Source organism: Haloplanus sp. HW8-1 (assembly GCF_023703795.1).
In the GTDB taxonomy this organism is placed as follows: Archaea; Halobacteriota; Halobacteria; order Halobacteriales; family Haloferacaceae; genus Haloplanus; species Haloplanus pelagicus.
This window is the reverse complement of record NZ_CP098518.1, coordinates 3,164,763-3,180,499: the sequence shown is the minus strand read 5'-3', so window position 1 is coordinate 3,180,499 and position 15,737 is coordinate 3,164,763. Positions and strand designations below refer to the sequence as shown.

At 67.3% G+C, this 15,737-nt stretch carries 15 protein-coding genes and 1 pseudogene; 15 read left to right on the top strand and 1 reads right to left on the bottom strand.

What is annotated here, in order from left to right; translation table 11 throughout:
• The first annotated feature begins 29 nt into the window (after window positions 1-29).
• The 15 genes and pseudogenes from ahaH (at window position 30) to NBT82_RS16530 (ending at window position 14,501) form a co-directional block, all read left to right on the top strand.
• Complete coding sequence (ahaH, locus tag NBT82_RS16600; RefSeq protein WP_251329209.1) at window positions 30-362, top strand: ATP synthase archaeal subunit H; 333 nt, start codon at window positions 30-32, stop codon at window positions 360-362.
• Window positions 349-2,511 carry a V-type ATP synthase subunit I gene (locus NBT82_RS16595; RefSeq protein ID WP_251329208.1) on the top strand — a complete coding sequence of 721 codons (2,163 nt, stop codon included), beginning with the start codon at window positions 349-351 and terminating at the stop codon, window positions 2,509-2,511. The genes ahaH and NBT82_RS16595 overlap by 14 nt, the downstream gene beginning before the upstream one ends.
• Before the next feature lie 235 nt (window positions 2,512-2,746).
• A pseudogene (locus NBT82_RS16590) lies at window positions 2,747-3,001 on the top strand (F0F1 ATP synthase subunit C); the annotation flags it as partial.
• Between the two features lie 86 nt (window positions 3,002-3,087).
• On the top strand, window positions 3,088-3,669 hold the full coding sequence (locus tag NBT82_RS16585; protein WP_251329207.1) for a V-type ATP synthase subunit E: 582 nt from the start codon (window positions 3,088-3,090) through the stop codon (window positions 3,667-3,669).
• Window positions 3,666-4,715, top strand: a complete 1,050-nt coding sequence (locus NBT82_RS16580) for a V-type ATP synthase subunit C (RefSeq protein ID WP_251329206.1) — start codon at window positions 3,666-3,668, stop codon at window positions 4,713-4,715. The genes NBT82_RS16585 and NBT82_RS16580 overlap by 4 nt, the downstream gene beginning before the upstream one ends.
• Window positions 4,712-5,035: a V-type ATP synthase subunit F gene (locus tag NBT82_RS16575; protein WP_251329205.1), complete on the top strand. Its 324-nt coding sequence runs from the start codon at window positions 4,712-4,714 to the stop codon at window positions 5,033-5,035. Before NBT82_RS16580 ends, NBT82_RS16575 begins: the two co-directional genes overlap by 4 nt.
• Before the next feature lies 1 nt (window position 5,036).
• Window positions 5,037-6,794 (top strand): ATP synthase subunit A, encoded by a 1,758-nt coding sequence (locus NBT82_RS16570; RefSeq protein ID WP_251329204.1) that lies wholly within the window; start codon window positions 5,037-5,039, stop codon window positions 6,792-6,794.
• A gap of 1 nt (window position 6,795) precedes the next feature.
• Entirely contained in the window at window positions 6,796-8,205 is a 1,410-nt protein-coding gene (locus NBT82_RS16565; protein ID WP_251329203.1) for an ATP synthase subunit B, read from the top strand.
• 110 nt (window positions 8,206-8,315) lie between these two features.
• The gene (locus NBT82_RS16560; protein ID WP_251329202.1) at window positions 8,316-10,040 is read left to right on the top strand and encodes a bacterio-opsin activator domain-containing protein; all 1,725 of its coding nucleotides are present in this window, start codon (window positions 8,316-8,318) and stop codon (window positions 10,038-10,040) included.
• 47 nt (window positions 10,041-10,087) lie between these two features.
• Window positions 10,088-10,834, top strand: a complete 747-nt coding sequence (locus NBT82_RS16555) for a bacteriorhodopsin (protein WP_251329201.1) — start codon at window positions 10,088-10,090, stop codon at window positions 10,832-10,834.
• 116 nt (window positions 10,835-10,950) lie between these two features.
• Window positions 10,951-11,751, top strand: a complete 801-nt coding sequence (locus tag NBT82_RS16550; protein WP_251329200.1) for a lycopene cyclase domain-containing protein — start codon at window positions 10,951-10,953, stop codon at window positions 11,749-11,751.
• Window positions 11,752-11,755: 4 nt separating this feature from the next.
• Window positions 11,756-12,835 (top strand): Brp/Blh family beta-carotene 15,15'-dioxygenase, encoded by a 1,080-nt coding sequence (locus NBT82_RS16545; protein WP_251329199.1) that lies wholly within the window; start codon window positions 11,756-11,758, stop codon window positions 12,833-12,835.
• Between the two features lie 34 nt (window positions 12,836-12,869).
• Window positions 12,870-13,571 (top strand): V-type ATP synthase subunit D, encoded by a 702-nt coding sequence (locus NBT82_RS16540; RefSeq protein WP_251329198.1) that lies wholly within the window; start codon window positions 12,870-12,872, stop codon window positions 13,569-13,571.
• Between the two features lie 84 nt (window positions 13,572-13,655).
• The gene (locus tag NBT82_RS16535) at window positions 13,656-13,991 is read left to right on the top strand and encodes a hypothetical protein (protein ID WP_251329197.1); all 336 of its coding nucleotides are present in this window, start codon (window positions 13,656-13,658) and stop codon (window positions 13,989-13,991) included.
• A gap of 33 nt (window positions 13,992-14,024) precedes the next feature.
• Window positions 14,025-14,501: a DUF6276 family protein gene (locus NBT82_RS16530; protein WP_345780660.1), complete on the top strand. Its 477-nt coding sequence runs from the start codon at window positions 14,025-14,027 to the stop codon at window positions 14,499-14,501.
• On the opposite strand, the gene NBT82_RS16525 is transcribed toward NBT82_RS16530, so the two are convergent.
• Complete coding sequence (locus tag NBT82_RS16525; protein WP_251329196.1) at window positions 14,498-15,724, bottom strand: glycosyltransferase family 87 protein; 1,227 nt, start codon at window positions 15,722-15,724, stop codon at window positions 14,498-14,500. The two genes, NBT82_RS16530 and NBT82_RS16525, sit on opposite strands and share 4 nt — an antisense overlap.
• Window positions 15,725-15,737: the final 13 nt, after the last annotated feature.

Genomic DNA, 15,737 nt, shown 5'->3' with positions numbered 1-15,737 from the left:
GATACTGCAACGTCCCAACGATCAGTAGCATGCCGAGACCAGAGGTTCTCGAACGGATCAAGACGGCCGAGGCCGAGGCCGAAGAGATCGTCGAGGAGGCCGAGGCGGACCGGGAGGAACGGATCGCCGAGGCGCGGGAGCAGGCCGACGAGATCCGCGCCGAGGCCGAATCTGAGGCCGAGGAGATGGCCGAGCGCCGTCTCGACGAAGCCGAATCGGAGATCGAAGCGCGGGCCGCGGAGATCCGGGAAGAGGGGGAGGCGGCCCAAGAGGAACTCATCGCCCAGGCGGAGGCACAGATGGACGAGGCGATCGAGTACGCCATCACACAGTTCGAGGAGGCGGTGCATGCTCAGACCTGAACGGATGAGCAAAGTGTCGGTGACGGGCTCGAAGACGGTCATGGACGACGTCGTCGAGGCGGTCCACGACTGCAACCTGCTGCACGTCACCGAGTACGACGGGACCTGGGAGGGGTTCGAACCGGGGAACCCGATCGACGGTGCCGAGGAGGCCTCCGAGAAACTGGTGACCGTCCGCTCCATCGAGAGCATCCTCGACGTGGAGGACGCCGACGCGGGACCGACGCGGATCGTCACCGACGACGCGCTCGAGGACGAACTCGAGGAGATCCGCGAACGGGTCAACGACCTGGAGGACCGTCGCGACGAGATTCGGAGCGAACTCGGTCAAGTCGAGGAGCGGATCGGGGCAGTCGAGCCGTTCGCGAAGCTCGGCATCGACCTCGATCTGCTCTCGGGATACGACACGCTGAACGTGGTCGTCGGCGAGGGGAGCGCCGACGCCGTCGAGCGAGCGATGGTCGACGCGGACGGCGTCGACGACGTCGAGCTGTTCGCGGAGGACGGCGTCGTCGCCGTCTTCGCCAAGCCAACCCAGGGTGCCGAGGAGGACGTGATCACGGACGCTCTCGTCGGCGTCGACTTTACCGCCCTCGAGGTGCCCGATGCCGAGGGCTCCCCCGAGGAGTACGTCGCGGAGCTCGAACACCGACAACAGCAACTCGAATCGAAGCGCCGTACCGTCGAGGACGAACTCGAGGAGGTGAAACTCGACGCGGCGGGGTTCCTGCTGGCCGCCGAGGAGAAACTCTCCATCGACGTCCAGAAGCGGGAGGCGCCGCTCTCCTTCGCGACGACGGACAACGCCTTCGTCGCCGAGGGCTGGATCCCGACCGACGAGTACACCGACTTCGCCGCGGCGATCACCGAGGCCGTCGGCGACCACGTCGAGGTCGAGGAACTCCAGCGGGCGACGTTCGACTCCCACGGCGAGGAGGCGGTCCGCGAGAACGTCGGCGGCGGCGTCGAGGGCGGCGCCGCGGCCGCCGACGGGGGTGACGAAGAGGTCCGGGCCGACGGCGGCGGCGTCGTGATGAACGACGACTCCCCGCCGGTCATCCAGAACAACCCCGGACTGGTCAAACCGTTCGAGGTGCTCACCGGCGCAGTGAGTCGGCCGAAATACGACGAGTTCGACCCGACGGTCGTGCTCTTCCTGACCTTCCCGGCCTTCTTCGGGTTCATGATCGGCGACCTCGGCTACGGGGCACTGTACACCCTGATCGGCTACTACCTCTACACCAACTTCGACAGCCAGGCGTTCAAGAGCATGGGCGGCGTGACGATCTTCGCCGGCGTGTTCACGATGCTCTTCGGCGTCCTGTACGGCGAGATCTTCGGGACGCACTTCGTGACGACGCTCTTCTGGGAGGGGCTGTTCCACGTACACGCCCCCCTGCACAAGGGGCTCCAGCCGGCCTACCTCGCGTGGGCGCAGGCGTGGCTCGTGATCAGCGTCCTCGCCGGCATCCTGCATCTCAACGTCGGCTGGCTGTTCGACTTCGTCGAGAACCTCCAGCTGCACGACGCCAAACACGCGGTTCTCGAGAGCGGATCGTGGCTCCTGATGCTCAACGGGCTCTGGGTGTGGGTGTTCTCCACCCACGCTCGGGGCGTCAAGCCCGAACTGCTCTTCACCGTCTTCGAGGAGGCGTTCCAGCTCCCCTTCGCGGGGTTCAGCCCGCTCGTGGGACAGGTGGCCATCGCCATCTTCGGGCTCGGGTTGGTGATGCTGGTCGTCGGCGAACCCGTCGAAGCCATCGAGTTCCTCAACGTGTTCGTGAACGCGCTGTCGTACACGCGGATCGCCGCCGTGCTGCTCGCGAAGGCGGGGATGGCCTTCACGGTCAACCTCCTCTTTTTCGGGGCGTACATCGGCGGCGAGGGCGCGTATCACTTCATGTACAGCGGCGAGGCACACGGCACGGTGCTGTTCGCGGGGCTGAAGAACATGGGTCCGGGAATGCTGATCCTCGGGCTCTTCGTGCTTCTGCTCGGACACCTGCTCGTGCTCGCTCTGGGAGTCACCAGCGCCGGCCTGCAGGCGGTGCGTCTCGAGTACGTCGAGTTCTTCGGCAAGTTCTACGAGGGCGGCGGTCGTGAGTACCAGCCGTTCGGCTACGAACGGCAGTACACGACCGACGACTGAACGGTCTCGGTCTCGTCGCCTTCCCCGTTCGCGTTCCCGCTCCGATCCCGTGGAGCGCCGCCAGCGACGATCCCCGACCGCCGCGGACCGGCGTGTGTCGGGTGATGCTGTCAACGCCTCTCATGGATTCGCCCGAAATCACCGGCTCCAACGGTCAGAGTGCCCGTCTCTTTTGGGAAGTTTTATGGCTGGTCTATACGGACGTGTGCCTGTTCGGAAATCCGAAGTGACCCCAATGCTCGAAGCTACTTCACAACTCGCGACGGTCGTACTGCAGAACAACGCCACGTCCTTCCCCGCAATCCCGGCCAACGCCGCTGCGGCGCTCGCGGTCGGGCTGGCCGCACTCGGTGCGGGCTACGCCGAGCGTGGGATCGGTGCGGCCGCCGTCGGCGCCGTCGCCGAGGACGAGGACATGTTCGTTCGGGGCCTGATTTTCACAGTCCTGCCGGAGACGCTGGTGATCCTGGCGCTCGTGACGCTGTTCCTCACGACCTCGATCCCGTGGGGCGGCGAGGGATTCCTCGAGGCCGTCTTCAGCGCTGCAGGTAACTAACGCCCCCAGTTCTCCCCACTATGAGTTTGGAAACAGTCGCCGAGGACATTCGAGACGAGGCCCGCGCGCGTGCGGAGGAGATCCGCGAGGAGGGCGAGGAGCACGCCGCGGAGATCGTCGAGGATGCCGAGGCCGACGCCGAGGAGATCCTCGCAGAGCGCGAGGCGGAGGTCGAACGCGAGATCGAACAACAGCGCGAACAGGCCGTCTCCAGCGCGAAACTCGAAGCCAAGCAGGCCCGCTTGGAGGCCCGCCGCGACGCGCTCGAAGAGGTCCGCGGGGAGGTCGAGACGGCGATCGCCGGGATCGACGGCGAGCGGCGCCGGTCGCTCACGGGGGCGCTGCTCGACGCGGCCGCCGAGGAGTTCGACGACGGCGAGTCGGTGTCCGTCTACGGACGGGCGGACGACGAGGCGCTGCTCGAGGACCTGCTCGAGGAGTACGACGGCTTCGACGTCGCCGGGGAGTACGACTGCCTGGGCGGCGTCGTCGTCGAGAGCGAGGAGTCGCGGGTCCGCGTGAACAACACCTTCGACTCGATCCTCGAGACGGTCTGGGAGGACAACTTGAAGGAACTGAGTAACCGACTGTTCGAGCGATGAGCGCGAGCCCCGGCGGTTCGAATCCGGAGTACGTCACCACCCGCGTTCGGTCGCGTCGAGCGTCGCTGTTCAGCGACGACGACTACCGGAAACTGGTTCGCATGGGGCCGGCGGAGATCGCCCGCTTCATGGAGGAGTCGGAGTACGAGCGCGAGATCAACGCACTCGGGGCGCGCCACTCGGGGGTCGACCTCATCGAGTACGCGCTCAACCGGAACCTCGCGAAGCATTTCAACGACCTGTTAGACTGGGCCAACGGGCGCCTGTACGATCTGATCGCCCGATATCTGCGGAAGTTCGACGCTTGGAACGTCAAGACGGTGTTGCGGGGCATCTACTCCGACGCCGAGCGCGAGGACGTCGAAAACGATCTCATCCGGGCGGGCGAGCTGGACGATCGGCTGCTCGACCGGCTACTCGACGCGGGGTCGATCGAGGAGGTCATCGATCTCCTCGATCGAACGATGTTCGCGGACCCACTCCGCGAGGCGATCGAGGAGTACGAGGACACCGGCGTGCTCGTCCCGCTGGAGAACGCGGTCGACCGCGTCTTCTACGAGCAACTCCTAGCGGAACTGGTGGTCGACGAGGCGACCGAGACCTACCGCGAGTTCCTCGAAGCGGAGATCGACTTCCGGAACGCGCGGAACGCGCTCCGCCTGGCCCGAAGCGGGGCCGACGTCGATCCTTCGGAGTATTACATCGACGGCGGTCGGCTGTTCTCCGCGGGCGAACTGAACGCCCTGGCGTCGAACCTCGACGAACTCGTCGTGGCGATCCGCGAGAGCACGTACGGTGACGACCTCGACAGCGCGCTCGACGAGTTCGAGGAAGCCGACAGCCTCATCTCGTTCGAGCGGGCGCTTGACGCGGCACTGCTCGAATATTCGGAACGGCTCGGCTTCGTCCACCCGCTGTCGGTGGCGCCGATCATCTCCTACATCCTCGCGAAGGAGCGCGAGGTGGACAACATCCGCGCCATCGCCCGCGGCCGCGAAGCCGGCCTGTCCGAATCGGAGATCGAGGAAGAACTGGTGATCCTATGAGCCAGGAAATCGCCGTCATCGGCAGCCCCGATTTCACGACGGGCTTCCGACTCGCGGGGGTACGGAAGTTCGAGAACGTACCGGACGAACGGAAAGACGAGGAACTCGACGACGCCGTCATGCGAACGCTCGACGACGACGACGTCGGCATCGTCGTGATGCACGACGACGACATGGCGCATCTCTCCCGGGAGGCCCGGGAAGCCGTCGAGGGCAGCATCGAACCGGTGCTCGTCACCCTGGGTGGCGGCGCCGGCAGCGGCGGCCTGCGCGAGCAGATCAAGCGAGCCATCGGTATCGATCTGATGGAGGAAGACTAACATGAGTCAGGCAGACACGATCGTCCGAGAGGACGGCATCATCGACAGCGTGAGTGGTCCGGTCGTGACCGCCGTCGATCTCGACGCCCGAATGAACGACGTCGTCTACGTGGGCGACGAAGGGCTGATGGGCGAAGTTATCGAGATCGAGGGCGAGATCACGACCATTCAGGTGTACGAAGAGACCTCCGGGGTCGCCCCCGGCGAACCCGTCGAGAACACGGGTGAGCCGCTGACGGTCGACCTCGGACCGGGGCTGCTGGACACCATCTACGACGGCGTCCAGCGGCCCCTCGACGTGCTCCAAGAGAAGATGAACAGTGCGTTCCTCGACCGCGGGGTCGACGCGCCCGGCATCGACCTCGAGAAGGAGTGGGAGTTCACCCCCGAGGTCGAGGAGGGTGACACCGTCGAGGCCGGCGACGTGGTCGGCACGGTCCCGGAGACGGTGACCATCGAGCACAAGGTGCTCGTCCCGCCGGACTACGAGGGCGGCGAGGTCGTCGCCGCGGAGTCGGGGGAGTTCAACGTCGAGGAGACGGTCGTCGAACTCGACAACGGCGAGGAGATCCGGATGCACCAGGAGTGGCCGGTCCGTGAGGCCCGTCCCGCCGGCGACAAGAAGACGCCGACGGAGCCGCTCCTGACCGGCCAGCGGGTGCAGGACGGCCTGTTCCCCATCGCCAAAGGCGGCACCGCCGCCATCCCCGGACCGTTCGGCTCCGGGAAGACCGTCACCCAGCAACAGCTCGCCAAGTGGTCCGACGCGGACATCGTCGTCTACATCGGCTGTGGCGAGCGCGGCAACGAGATGACCGAGGTCATCGAGGACTTCCCGGAACTGCCCGACCCGCAGACGGGGAACCCGCTGATGGCCCGGACGACGCTCATCGCCAACACGTCGAACATGCCCGTCGCCGCCCGTGAGTCCTGCGTGTACACGGGAATCACCATCGCGGAGTACTACCGCGACATGGGGTACGACGTGGCGCTGATGGCCGACTCCACCTCGCGGTGGGCGGAGGCCATGCGCGAGATCAGTTCGCGCTTGGAGGAGATGCCCGGCGAGGAGGGCTATCCGGCCTACCTCGCGGCGCGGCTCTCCCAGTTCTACGAGCGCGCGGGCTACTTCGACAACATCAACGGCACCGAGGGGTCGATTTCGGTCGTCGGAGCCGTCTCGCCGCCGGGCGGCGACTTCTCCGAGCCGGTGACCCAGAACACGCTCCGGATCGTGAAGTGCTTCTGGGCGCTCGATGCCGACCTGGCCGAACGCCGACACTTCCCTTCGATCAACTGGAACGAGTCGTACTCCCTGTACCGCGAACAGCTGGACCCGTGGTTCGAGGACAACGTCTCCGAGGACTGGCCCGAGGTGCGCCAGTGGGCGGTCGACACCCTCGACGAGGAGGGCGAACTGCAGGAGATCGTCCAACTCGTCGGCAAGGACGCCCTGCCGGAGGACCAGCAGCTCACCCTCGAAGTCGCACGGTACCTCCGCGAGGCGTGGCTCCAGCAGAACGCCTTCCACGACGTCGACACCTACTGCGAGCCCGACAAGACCTACCTGATCCTCACGACGATCAAGACGTTCAACGACGAGGCCTTCGACGCCCTCGAAGCGGGCGTGCCGGTCGAGGAGATCACGGCGATCGAGGCGCTGCCGCGCATCAACCGCATCGGCGTCCAAGAGGACTACGAGGCGTACATGGACGAACTGAAAGACGACATCACGGCACAGCTCCGGGAGCTGTACTAACATGAAAGAGTACAAGACGATCACCGAGATCAGCGGCCCGCTGGTGTTCGCCGAGGTGGACAAACCCATCGGCTACGACGAGATGGTCGAGATCGAGACGGCCGACGGCGAGATCCGCCGCGGGCAGGTGCTCGAATCCGAGGACGGCCTCGTCGCCATCCAGGTGTTCGAGGGGACCTCGGGCATCGACAAGAACGCGTTCGTCCGCTTCCAGGGCGAGACGCTGAAGATGAAATTGACCGAGGACCTCCTCGGCCGTGTCCTCTCGGGATCGGGCGAGCCCATCGACGGCGGCCCGGCCATCGAACCCGAGGAGCGACGGGACATCGTCGGCGCGGCGATCAACCCGTACGCCCGCGAGTACCCCGAGGAGTTCATCCAGACCGGCGTCTCCGCCATCGACGGGATGAACACCCTCGTTCGCGGGCAGAAGCTCCCGATCTTCTCCGGATCGGGGCTGCCGCACAACGAACTCGCGCTCCAGATCGCGCGACAGGCGAGCGTGCCCGAAGAGGAGGAAGAGGGCGAAGGCTCCGAGTTCGCCGTCATCTTCGGCGCGATGGGGATCACCGCCGAGGAGGCCAACGAGTTCATGGACGACTTCGAGCGCACCGGCGCGCTCGAACGCTCCGTGGTCTTCATGAACCTCGCGGACGACCCCGCCGTCGAGCGGACGGTCACGCCGCGGATGGCTCTGACGACCGCCGAGTACCTCGCCTTCGACAAGGATTACCACGTGCTGGTGATCCTGACGGACATGACCAACTACTGTGAGGCGCTCCGCGAGATCGGTGCCGCCCGCGAGGAGGTCCCGGGACGCCGTGGCTACCCCGGCTACATGTACACCGACCTGGCCCAGTTGTACGAGCGTGCCGGTCGGATTCAGGGCCGTGACGGCTCGGTGACCCAGATCCCGATCCTCACGATGCCCGGCGACGACGACACCCACCCGATCCCCGACCTGACGGGGTACATCACCGAGGGCCAGATCTACGTCGACCGCGACCTCAACAGTCAGGGGGTCCAGCCCCCGGTCAACGTGCTTCCCTCCCTGTCGCGTCTGATGGACGACGGCATCGGCGAAGGGCTGACCCGCGCCGACCACGCCGACGTCTCCGACCAGATGTACGCCGCGTACGCGGAGGGCGAGGACCTGCGTGACCTAGTGAACATCGTCGGTCGCGAGGCGCTGTCGGATCGTGACAACAAATACCTCGACTTCGCCGACGCGTTCGAGAGCGACTTCGTCGACCAGGGCTTCGACACGAACCGCGGCATCGGCGAGACGCTGGACATCGGCTGGGACCTCCTCTCGGAGCTTCCGGAGGAGGAGCTCAACCGGATCGACGAGGAACTCATCGCGGAGTACTACCGCGAAGACGTCGCCGAAGAAGAGGCGACGGCGGACTGATCGCGGCGATTCTTTTCGAGTCAGTCGGAAAGACCCAGAATTTGTGCGCGTTCTTACACTACTGAGCCAACCGCCGACGGCCATTTTGGGAGCGACGCCCGTGGGGGGCCATGTCGGAGGTGCCGAGAGCGTTTACCGGGGGCGACCCCATCGGGGTGACGAAACCGGATGACTGGACGGCGACAGGGGTAGCGAGTAGCGACGCCGTCGACGAAGCGTTGAAAACGCGGACTATAGACGAGGCGCCGGTGGGAATCACCGTCGCCGACGCCACGACGCCGAACATGCCGCTGGTGTACGTGAACACCACCTTCGAGCGGATCACCGGCTATCCGTCGACGTACGCCGTCGGCCGGAACTGCCGGTTTCTGCAGGGCGAGGCGACGCGCGACGAACCGGTCGCACGGATGCGGGCCGCCATCGAGGCGGGGGAGGCAACCTCGGTCGAACTGCGGAACTACACCCGGGACGGCGACCCGTTCTGGAACGAGGTGACCCTCTCACCGCTCCGGGACGCGACCGGAGAGGTCGCCTACTACGTCGGCTTCCAGCAGGACGTGACCCGACGCAAACACGCCGAACGGGCCGCGGCGCGCCGGGCCGCCCGTATCGAGTCCGAGCAGGCGACACAGGAGCACCTCCTCGACCGTCTCGACGGGGTGGTCGGCGACGTGACGGCGGCGGTTTCTCGGGCACGGTCGCACGGCGACCTGGTGTGTGGTGTCGTCTCGAGCCTCGAATCGACGTACGCGGGCGCGTGGTACGGCGAGTACGATCCCGCCGCCGACGTCGTGGTCCCGGCAGCGAAAGCGGGGACGACGGCCGGTGACGTCCCGGCTCGGACGTTCCCGGTGGGCGACGGGGGCGACGATCCCGTCGCGACGGCGGTGTCGGGGGCGCTCGACGACCGGCGCGTCCGCATCGAGTCGCTCGCGACGGCCACCGGGGAGGTGAACGTGGTGGCCGCGGTACCGCTGTGGTACGGCGACGTCCAGTACGGGGTGTTCTGTGTCTACTCCCGAGACTGCAGCGTGTTCGCGGAACACGAGCGGGACGTCCTGACGGCGCTCGGGCGTACGGTCGCGACGGGGACGAACGCCCTGGAGAGCCAGCGGACACTGCGTGCCGACGAGGCGGTAGAGCTCCGGTTCGGCCTGTTCGACGAGCATCCGCTGACGGAACTCGCAGCCCGGCTGGACTGTCGGGTGAGATACACCGGGAGCGTCGGCGATCGCGACCAGCCGGCCGACCTGCTCGAACTGACCGGCTGCGAGGTCGACGGCGAGGCGGTGCGGAGGGCGGTCACGGGGCTGGACGTGGACGTACTCGCCGTCCTCGTCGACGGGGCCGACGGCTGCCTCGTCGAACTGTCGGTCGCCGATCCGGGACTCCGCGGCCTCCTCGCGGAGCACGGGGCCGAACTGCGGGCGGCGACGTTCGATCGGAGTACCGGTCAGTTCACGGTCAACGTGGCGAGGGAGTCGCTCGCCAGGTCGCTCGCCGAGGCCGTGACCGAACGGTTCGAGAGCGCCGATCTGCTCGGCTTTCGGCGGCAGGACCGACGGACCGAAACGCAACGAGAGTTTCTCGCGACCCTCGAAGCCGACCTGACGGAGCGCCAGCACGCGGCGCTGGTACGGGCGTACACCGGCGGCTACTTCGAGTGGCCACACGAGGCGACCGGCGACGACATCGCGTCGGCGATGGGCGTCTGTCGCTCGACGTTCCACCAGCACTTGCGGGCGGCGGAGCGGAAACTCGTCGGTGCGCTCGTCGACAGGGGGTTCGGGGCCGACGCCGGCGCGGTCACGGACGGCGAGGCAAGTCCCAACTAGTTGTGCATCTCGCTTACAACGGTCGACCGGTAATACTTGCTCGCACTATGCCACAACCTGGTAGCGAAGGCATCTGGCTTTGGATCGGCACGCTCGGCATGTTCCTGGGGATGCTGTACTTCATCGCCAGGGGCTGGGGCGAAACTGACCGGCGGCGACAGGAGTTTTACATCGTCACCATCTTCATCACCGCCATCGCGTTCGTAAACTATCTCGCGATGGCACTGGGGTTCGGGTTGACGACGGTGATGGTCGGTGGCGAGGAGCTACCGATCTACTGGGCGCGGTACACGGACTGGTTCTTCACGACACCGCTCTTGCTCCTCGATCTCGGCCTGCTGGTCGGGGCGAGCCGAAACCAGCTATCGGCGCTTGTCGGCCTCGACATGCTGATGATCGGGACGGGAGCGGTCGCGACGCTGTCGGCGGGACCGGGCGCCCTCGGCGAGGGGGCGCGCCGGCTGATCTGGTGGGGCGTCTCCACCGGCTTCCTGCTCGTCCTCCTGTACATGCTGTACGGGTCGCTCGACGAGAAGGCCAGTCAGCTCTCGGGGTCGGCTGCCTCGACGTTTAGCACGCTACGGACGCTGATCGTGGTGGTCTGGCTGATCTACCCCGTGTGGTGGATCGTCGGTACCGAAGGGCTGCAGATGGTGCCACTGTCCATCGAGACGGCGGGATTCATGGTGCTCGACCTCGTCGCGAAGGTCGGCTTCGGCATCATCCTCCTGTCGAGCCGCGAGGTACTCGACGCCGCGGGATCGAGTGCGGCGGCCGCGGAACCGGCCGACTGATCGGCGGTGGGTCACGCTCACGTTTCCGTTCGTGATAGCGTGACCCCAGAAGCTATACCGGGATCGGACGAACTCCCGCCCCGACCCGCTTCGGACGACGGCGACACCCCACACCGATGACCGGACCAACGTACCTGCAGTTCCACCTCGCCTTCCTGCTCCCGGCCATGATGTTCATGGTCGCGACGGCGTTCGTGAGCCGAACGCACGTGGGGGCCACCGTCCGGGCGTTCGGGGGTGGGCGGGACTACTGGTCCGGTGTCGCCATCATCACCGTCGTCGCGCTGGTGTACACGACGCCGTGGGACAACTACCTCATCGCGAGGGGTGTCTGGTCGTACGGCGCGGGGAGTACGCTCGCGACGCTCGGCCACGCGCCGGTCGAGGAGTATCTGTTCATCCTCGTCCAACCGTGGCTGACGGCGCTGTGGCTCTCCCACCTGTCCGTGCCGACCGAGTGGCCGACGGTCGACGGGCCGATCCGCAAACGGCTCGGTGCGCTGGCGCTCGCGGCGACCATCGGGGTCGCCGGCTGGCGGTTGCTCGGCACGCCGGCGACGTTCTACCTCGGAGCGATCCTGGCGTGGGCGGCACCGGTACTGGCCCTGCAGTGGGCCGTCGGCGCGCCGCAACTGTGGGCGCGGCGGCGACTCGTCGCGCTCGGTACCCTCGTACCGACGGCGTATCTCTGTGTGGCCGATCGGATCGCCATCGAGTACGGCATCTGGATCCTCTCGGAGCGGTACACCACCGGCCACACGGTCGGCGGACTCCCGGTCGAGGAGGCGACCTTCTTCCTCGTGACGAACTGTTTCGTCGTGCAGGGACTGGTCCTCTACCGGTGGGTTCTCGACCGGTACGGGACGGCAGAGGCGGCACCGAAACCGGACGACGTCAGCGACCCGGACTCGACGTGAGGCGATGGAGGGAACACACCACACTGCGGACGCCGACGGGTCAGGGGAGACGATTCGAGCGGCACTCATGTACACGGTGGGCAGTCGCCCCGCCTGGATCGTCGTCGGGACCCTGACGCTCGGATCAGTCGTCACGGCGGCGATCGGTGTGGCTCCGACGCTTCCGCCGCTCGTGCGCTATCTCCCGCTGGCCGTGAGCCTCCTGGCGTTCGGGTTGCCCCACGGCGCCGTGGACCACCTCGCGCCGGCCCGGGCGGCCGGGCGGCGGCCGACGGGGCCATCGATGGCGGTCGTCGGCCTCGGCTACCTCCTGTTCGGCGGGGCCTACGCCGCGTTCTGGGTCGTCGCGCCGGCCGCCTCGGCGGCGCTGTTCGTCGGGCTGACCTGGCTGCACTGGGGGCAGGGCGACCTCTACGCCCTCGACGTCCTCGGGAACGACCACCTCGACGGGCGGTGGACGCGCACGGGCACACTGCTCGTCCGGGGCGGCCTGCCGATGCTGGTCCCGCTGTTTCGCTTCCCGGAGCGCTACCGGTCGGTGATCGACGCCTGGGTCGCACTGTTCGGCCGGAACCTCGATGCGACGTGGCTCGTGGCCCCCGACGTTCGTCTCGGCCTCGGGGTCGCCTTCGTGGCCCTGACGGTCGGGACGCTCCTCGCTGGCTACCGCTCCAGCGGGGGACGCGACTGGCGCCGCGACGCCGCCGAGACGTTGTTGCTGTGGGCGTACTTCCTCGTCGTCCCGCCGCTGTTCGCCGTCGGAGTGTACTTCTGTGTGTGGCACTCGCTGCGACACGTGGTTCGGCTGATCGGCGTCGACGACGGGGCACGGACGGCGGCGGCGGCCCGTGGCCCGACCGCGGCGCTCCTGCGGACGGGACGCGACGCGACGCCGTTGACCGCCGTATCGGTCCTCCTGCTCGTCGGCGTGGCCGTCGTCGCCGGGGTGGATACGGCACCCGAGACGCTGGCGGCGCTGTATCTGGTCTTCATCGCCGTCCTGACGCTTCCACACGTCGTCGTAGTGACGTGGATGGACCGGACGGAGCGGCTCGGCCTGGGGTGGCGCGCCGGGAAACAGTAAAAGGATAAGGGGCTCGGCCCACAACTCTCCGGCAATGGCCGAGGACGTCAAACCCACTCGAAAGAACCTCATGGCGATAGAGGACCGGATCGAACTCTCCGAGCGGGGACACGACACGCTCGAACAGAAGCGGGACGGCCTCATCATGGAGTTCATGGACATCCTGGACCAGGCCCAGGACATTCGCGCGGACCTCGACGCGAACTACGAGACCGCACAGCGAAAGATCAACATGGCGCGGGCGATGGAAGGCGACGTGGCCGTCCGCGGCGCCGCCGCCGCGCTCAAGGAACACCCTGAGATCACGACCCAGTCGAAAAACATCATGGGCGTGGTCGTGCCACAGATCGAGTCCTCGCGCGTCAGAAAGAGCCTCGATCAACGGGGGTACGGCCTGCTCGGCTCCTCGGCACGCATCGACGAGGCCGCGGACGCCTACGAGGAACTCCTCGAGTCGATCATCCTCGCCGCCGAGGTGGAGACGGCGATGAAGAAGATGCTGACCGAGATCGAGACCACCAAGCGCCGCGTCAACGCGCTGGAGTTCAAACTCCTGCCCGACCTCCACGAGAACAAGGAGTACATCGAGCAGAAACTCGAAGAGCAGGAACGTGAAGAGATCTTCCGCCTGAAGAAGATCAAGGCCAAAAAAGAGGAAGAGGAGAAAGCGGAGGCGGTCGCCGAGGCCGAGGCCGAGGCCGAAAACGGACTCGAAGTCGTCGAAGCCGACGACTGATCGCGGTTCCGACTCCGACTCCGACGTAGATCCCCAGCGGGGTGGCGACAACACTTATCAGTCTCAGTTCCCGACGATGTCGGGATGGACATTCGTCTCGGGGATGGACGGCTGTCACCGTCGTACGCGCTGGAGCGACGCGACGTACAGCTCTGGGGACTCGTGATCGTCGCGATGCTGGCAGATATCGGCCTGACGATCTACGGCCTGAAACAGGGGCTGCTCGAACGGAACCCGGTCATGTTGTTCGGCCTCGATCTCTTCGGCTACGCCGCTCTGGCGTTCCTCAAGGCCCCGGCCCTGCTGATCGGACTCGCCGGGTGGCTCCTGCTGCCGAGACACCTGGGACGCCTCAACCTCGCCGGACTGGCCGTCCCGTGGATCGGCGCGGTCGGCGTCAACCTCTGGGTCGTCCTCTAGCTTTTCCGGCCACGCCCCGTCACGACGAGCCATGTGCAACGATCCAGGGTCAGCCGGCGGGACGTCCCGGTGGCACGCGGCGAGGTGGGAGCGGACGGGAGTGAGAGCGGGACCATGACGTGTCCGGTCTGCGGTGCGCACACCGTCGCGTTCGCCGTGCCGTCGGCGCTCCGCGAGCACGCCCCCGGATCGGGCGGGCACGCGGCCATCTGTACGAACTGTCTGCGGACCCATGCAGTCGGCGGGGACGCCGTCGACGGTCCGTCCGACTTCGCGGCCGTCCACTCCGCCTTCCCGGACGGCGAGGCAGGGGCCGCGCTGGCGCTGTCGCTCGGCCTACTCAACTCGCTGGCCCTCCGACGTGACGACATCGACGACTGCTGTGCGTACGCCGAGCGGGCGGGGGCGGACGTCCTGTTGACGCTCGATCGGCTCGCGGCCGAGGAGGGGATCGATCCTCACGTCGACGTCGACCGGCGGCGTCACCAGTTGGCGGAGATGCTCCGCTAGTCCTCACGCCGTCCAGCCATTGATGCGAGCGAGCGGATCGAGACGGAGCCACCGGCTGTGGCGACCCGGGCGGCCGCGAGGCCGACGAGGAGGAGATTCCCCCAGAGCCCGGGTTGGAGCAGGAGGGCGGGGACCCACTCGGGGGCCGTCCGCCCCGCCGTCCGGAGCCCGTATGAGTGACCGTGCAGGAGCAACAGGCCGACGACGGGGACCGCCGGAACGCCGTCCGGGCGGTCGAGTTCGGCGGCCACGAGCAGGACGACGGCGGGGAGTGCGGCGACGAAGTAGTAGGCGTACGTTAGCGGTGCGAGCAGCGGAACGGCGGCGAAGCCAAGCGCGGTCGACTCCCGGACGGCGTCGGTCGGGGCACGGAGGACGCCGCCGACGATGGCGAGACTGGCGAGGAGGCGAATCGCCAGCGAGTGGGGGAGGTCGTACAGCGGTCGGTAGTACGGCGGCAGCCAGATTCGCGGCGACCGGGCGACGCTCCCCTCGTCGATCCCCCACGCGAGCACGTCGAGGAAGGTGCGGTGGGCGTCGATGCCGAACGCGAAAAGGGACAGGAGAAAGAGCACGAGGCCGCCGCCGACGGCGCCGACGAACCGGTCGCGGTCGCCGAGGAGGTGGGCGCCCGCCGGGGCGTAGGGGAGTTTGATCACGCCACAGCAGGCAGTGAGCGCGCCGCTGAGATGCGACCGTCCGCGGAGCGATGCCGCCGCCGCGAACGTGAGAAGCGCGCCGAGGGCGGCCGCGGTCTGCCCGAGTTTCATCGAGAGGAGTACGGGCTGGAAGCCGGCGACGAGCGGCAGGACAGCGAGGCGCTCCCACGGCCGAAGGCGGACGCCGAGGGCGGTGACGAGGCGCTGGATCGCAAGCCAGAGGAGTGCGACCGTACAGACGGTCCACAGGAGGGCGGCCGGACGGAAAGGGAGCGCGAGGAGGAAGGGGGCGAACGCGAGCAACGCGACGGGCGGGTAGAGGTAGCTCCCGTGGTAGCCGCCGTCGTCGTTCGGAGCGTACAGCGACTCGCCGGCCGTCCAGCGGTCGACGGCACTGGAGTAGGCGCCGAAGTCCCAGAAGCCAAAGCGCGGGGCGATGCCGACCGAGCGGAGGTACCAGTCGACGGCGGGATACGTGCCGATGGCGACGAGTGCGAGGAGGGCGACGACGACGAACAGGGGGCGGTCGTGGCGGCGGGCGAGCAGTCGGCGGGGGAGCGACATTCGGTCGGGAGTG

Excerpts from the sequence above, each read along its gene's own strand:
- NBT82_RS16575 (WP_251329205.1), top strand. The coding sequence starts at position 4,712 with ATGAGCCAGGAAATCGCCGTCATCGGCAGCCCCGATTTCACGACGGGC.
- NBT82_RS16525 (WP_251329196.1), bottom strand. The coding sequence starts at position 15,724 with ATGTCGCTCCCCCGCCGACTGCTCGCCCGCCGCCACGACCGCCCCCTG.
- NBT82_RS16580 (WP_251329206.1), top strand. The coding sequence starts at position 3,666 with ATGAGCGCGAGCCCCGGCGGTTCGAATCCGGAGTACGTCACCACCCGC.
- NBT82_RS16555 (WP_251329201.1), top strand. The coding sequence starts at position 10,088 with ATGCCACAACCTGGTAGCGAAGGCATCTGGCTTTGGATCGGCACGCTC.
- NBT82_RS16560 (WP_251329202.1), top strand. The coding sequence starts at position 8,316 with ATGTCGGAGGTGCCGAGAGCGTTTACCGGGGGCGACCCCATCGGGGTG.
- NBT82_RS16565 (WP_251329203.1), top strand. The coding sequence starts at position 6,796 with ATGAAAGAGTACAAGACGATCACCGAGATCAGCGGCCCGCTGGTGTTC.
- NBT82_RS16545 (WP_251329199.1), top strand. The coding sequence starts at position 11,756 with ATGGAGGGAACACACCACACTGCGGACGCCGACGGGTCAGGGGAGACG.
- NBT82_RS16570 (WP_251329204.1), top strand. The coding sequence starts at position 5,037 with ATGAGTCAGGCAGACACGATCGTCCGAGAGGACGGCATCATCGACAGC.
- NBT82_RS16585 (WP_251329207.1), top strand. The coding sequence starts at position 3,088 with ATGAGTTTGGAAACAGTCGCCGAGGACATTCGAGACGAGGCCCGCGCG.
- NBT82_RS16540 (WP_251329198.1), top strand. The coding sequence starts at position 12,870 with ATGGCCGAGGACGTCAAACCCACTCGAAAGAACCTCATGGCGATAGAG.
- NBT82_RS16535 (WP_251329197.1), top strand. The coding sequence starts at position 13,656 with ATGGACATTCGTCTCGGGGATGGACGGCTGTCACCGTCGTACGCGCTG.
- NBT82_RS16550 (WP_251329200.1), top strand. The coding sequence starts at position 10,951 with ATGACCGGACCAACGTACCTGCAGTTCCACCTCGCCTTCCTGCTCCCG.
- ahaH (WP_251329209.1), top strand. The coding sequence starts at position 30 with ATGCCGAGACCAGAGGTTCTCGAACGGATCAAGACGGCCGAGGCCGAG.
- NBT82_RS16595 (WP_251329208.1), top strand. The coding sequence starts at position 349 with ATGCTCAGACCTGAACGGATGAGCAAAGTGTCGGTGACGGGCTCGAAG.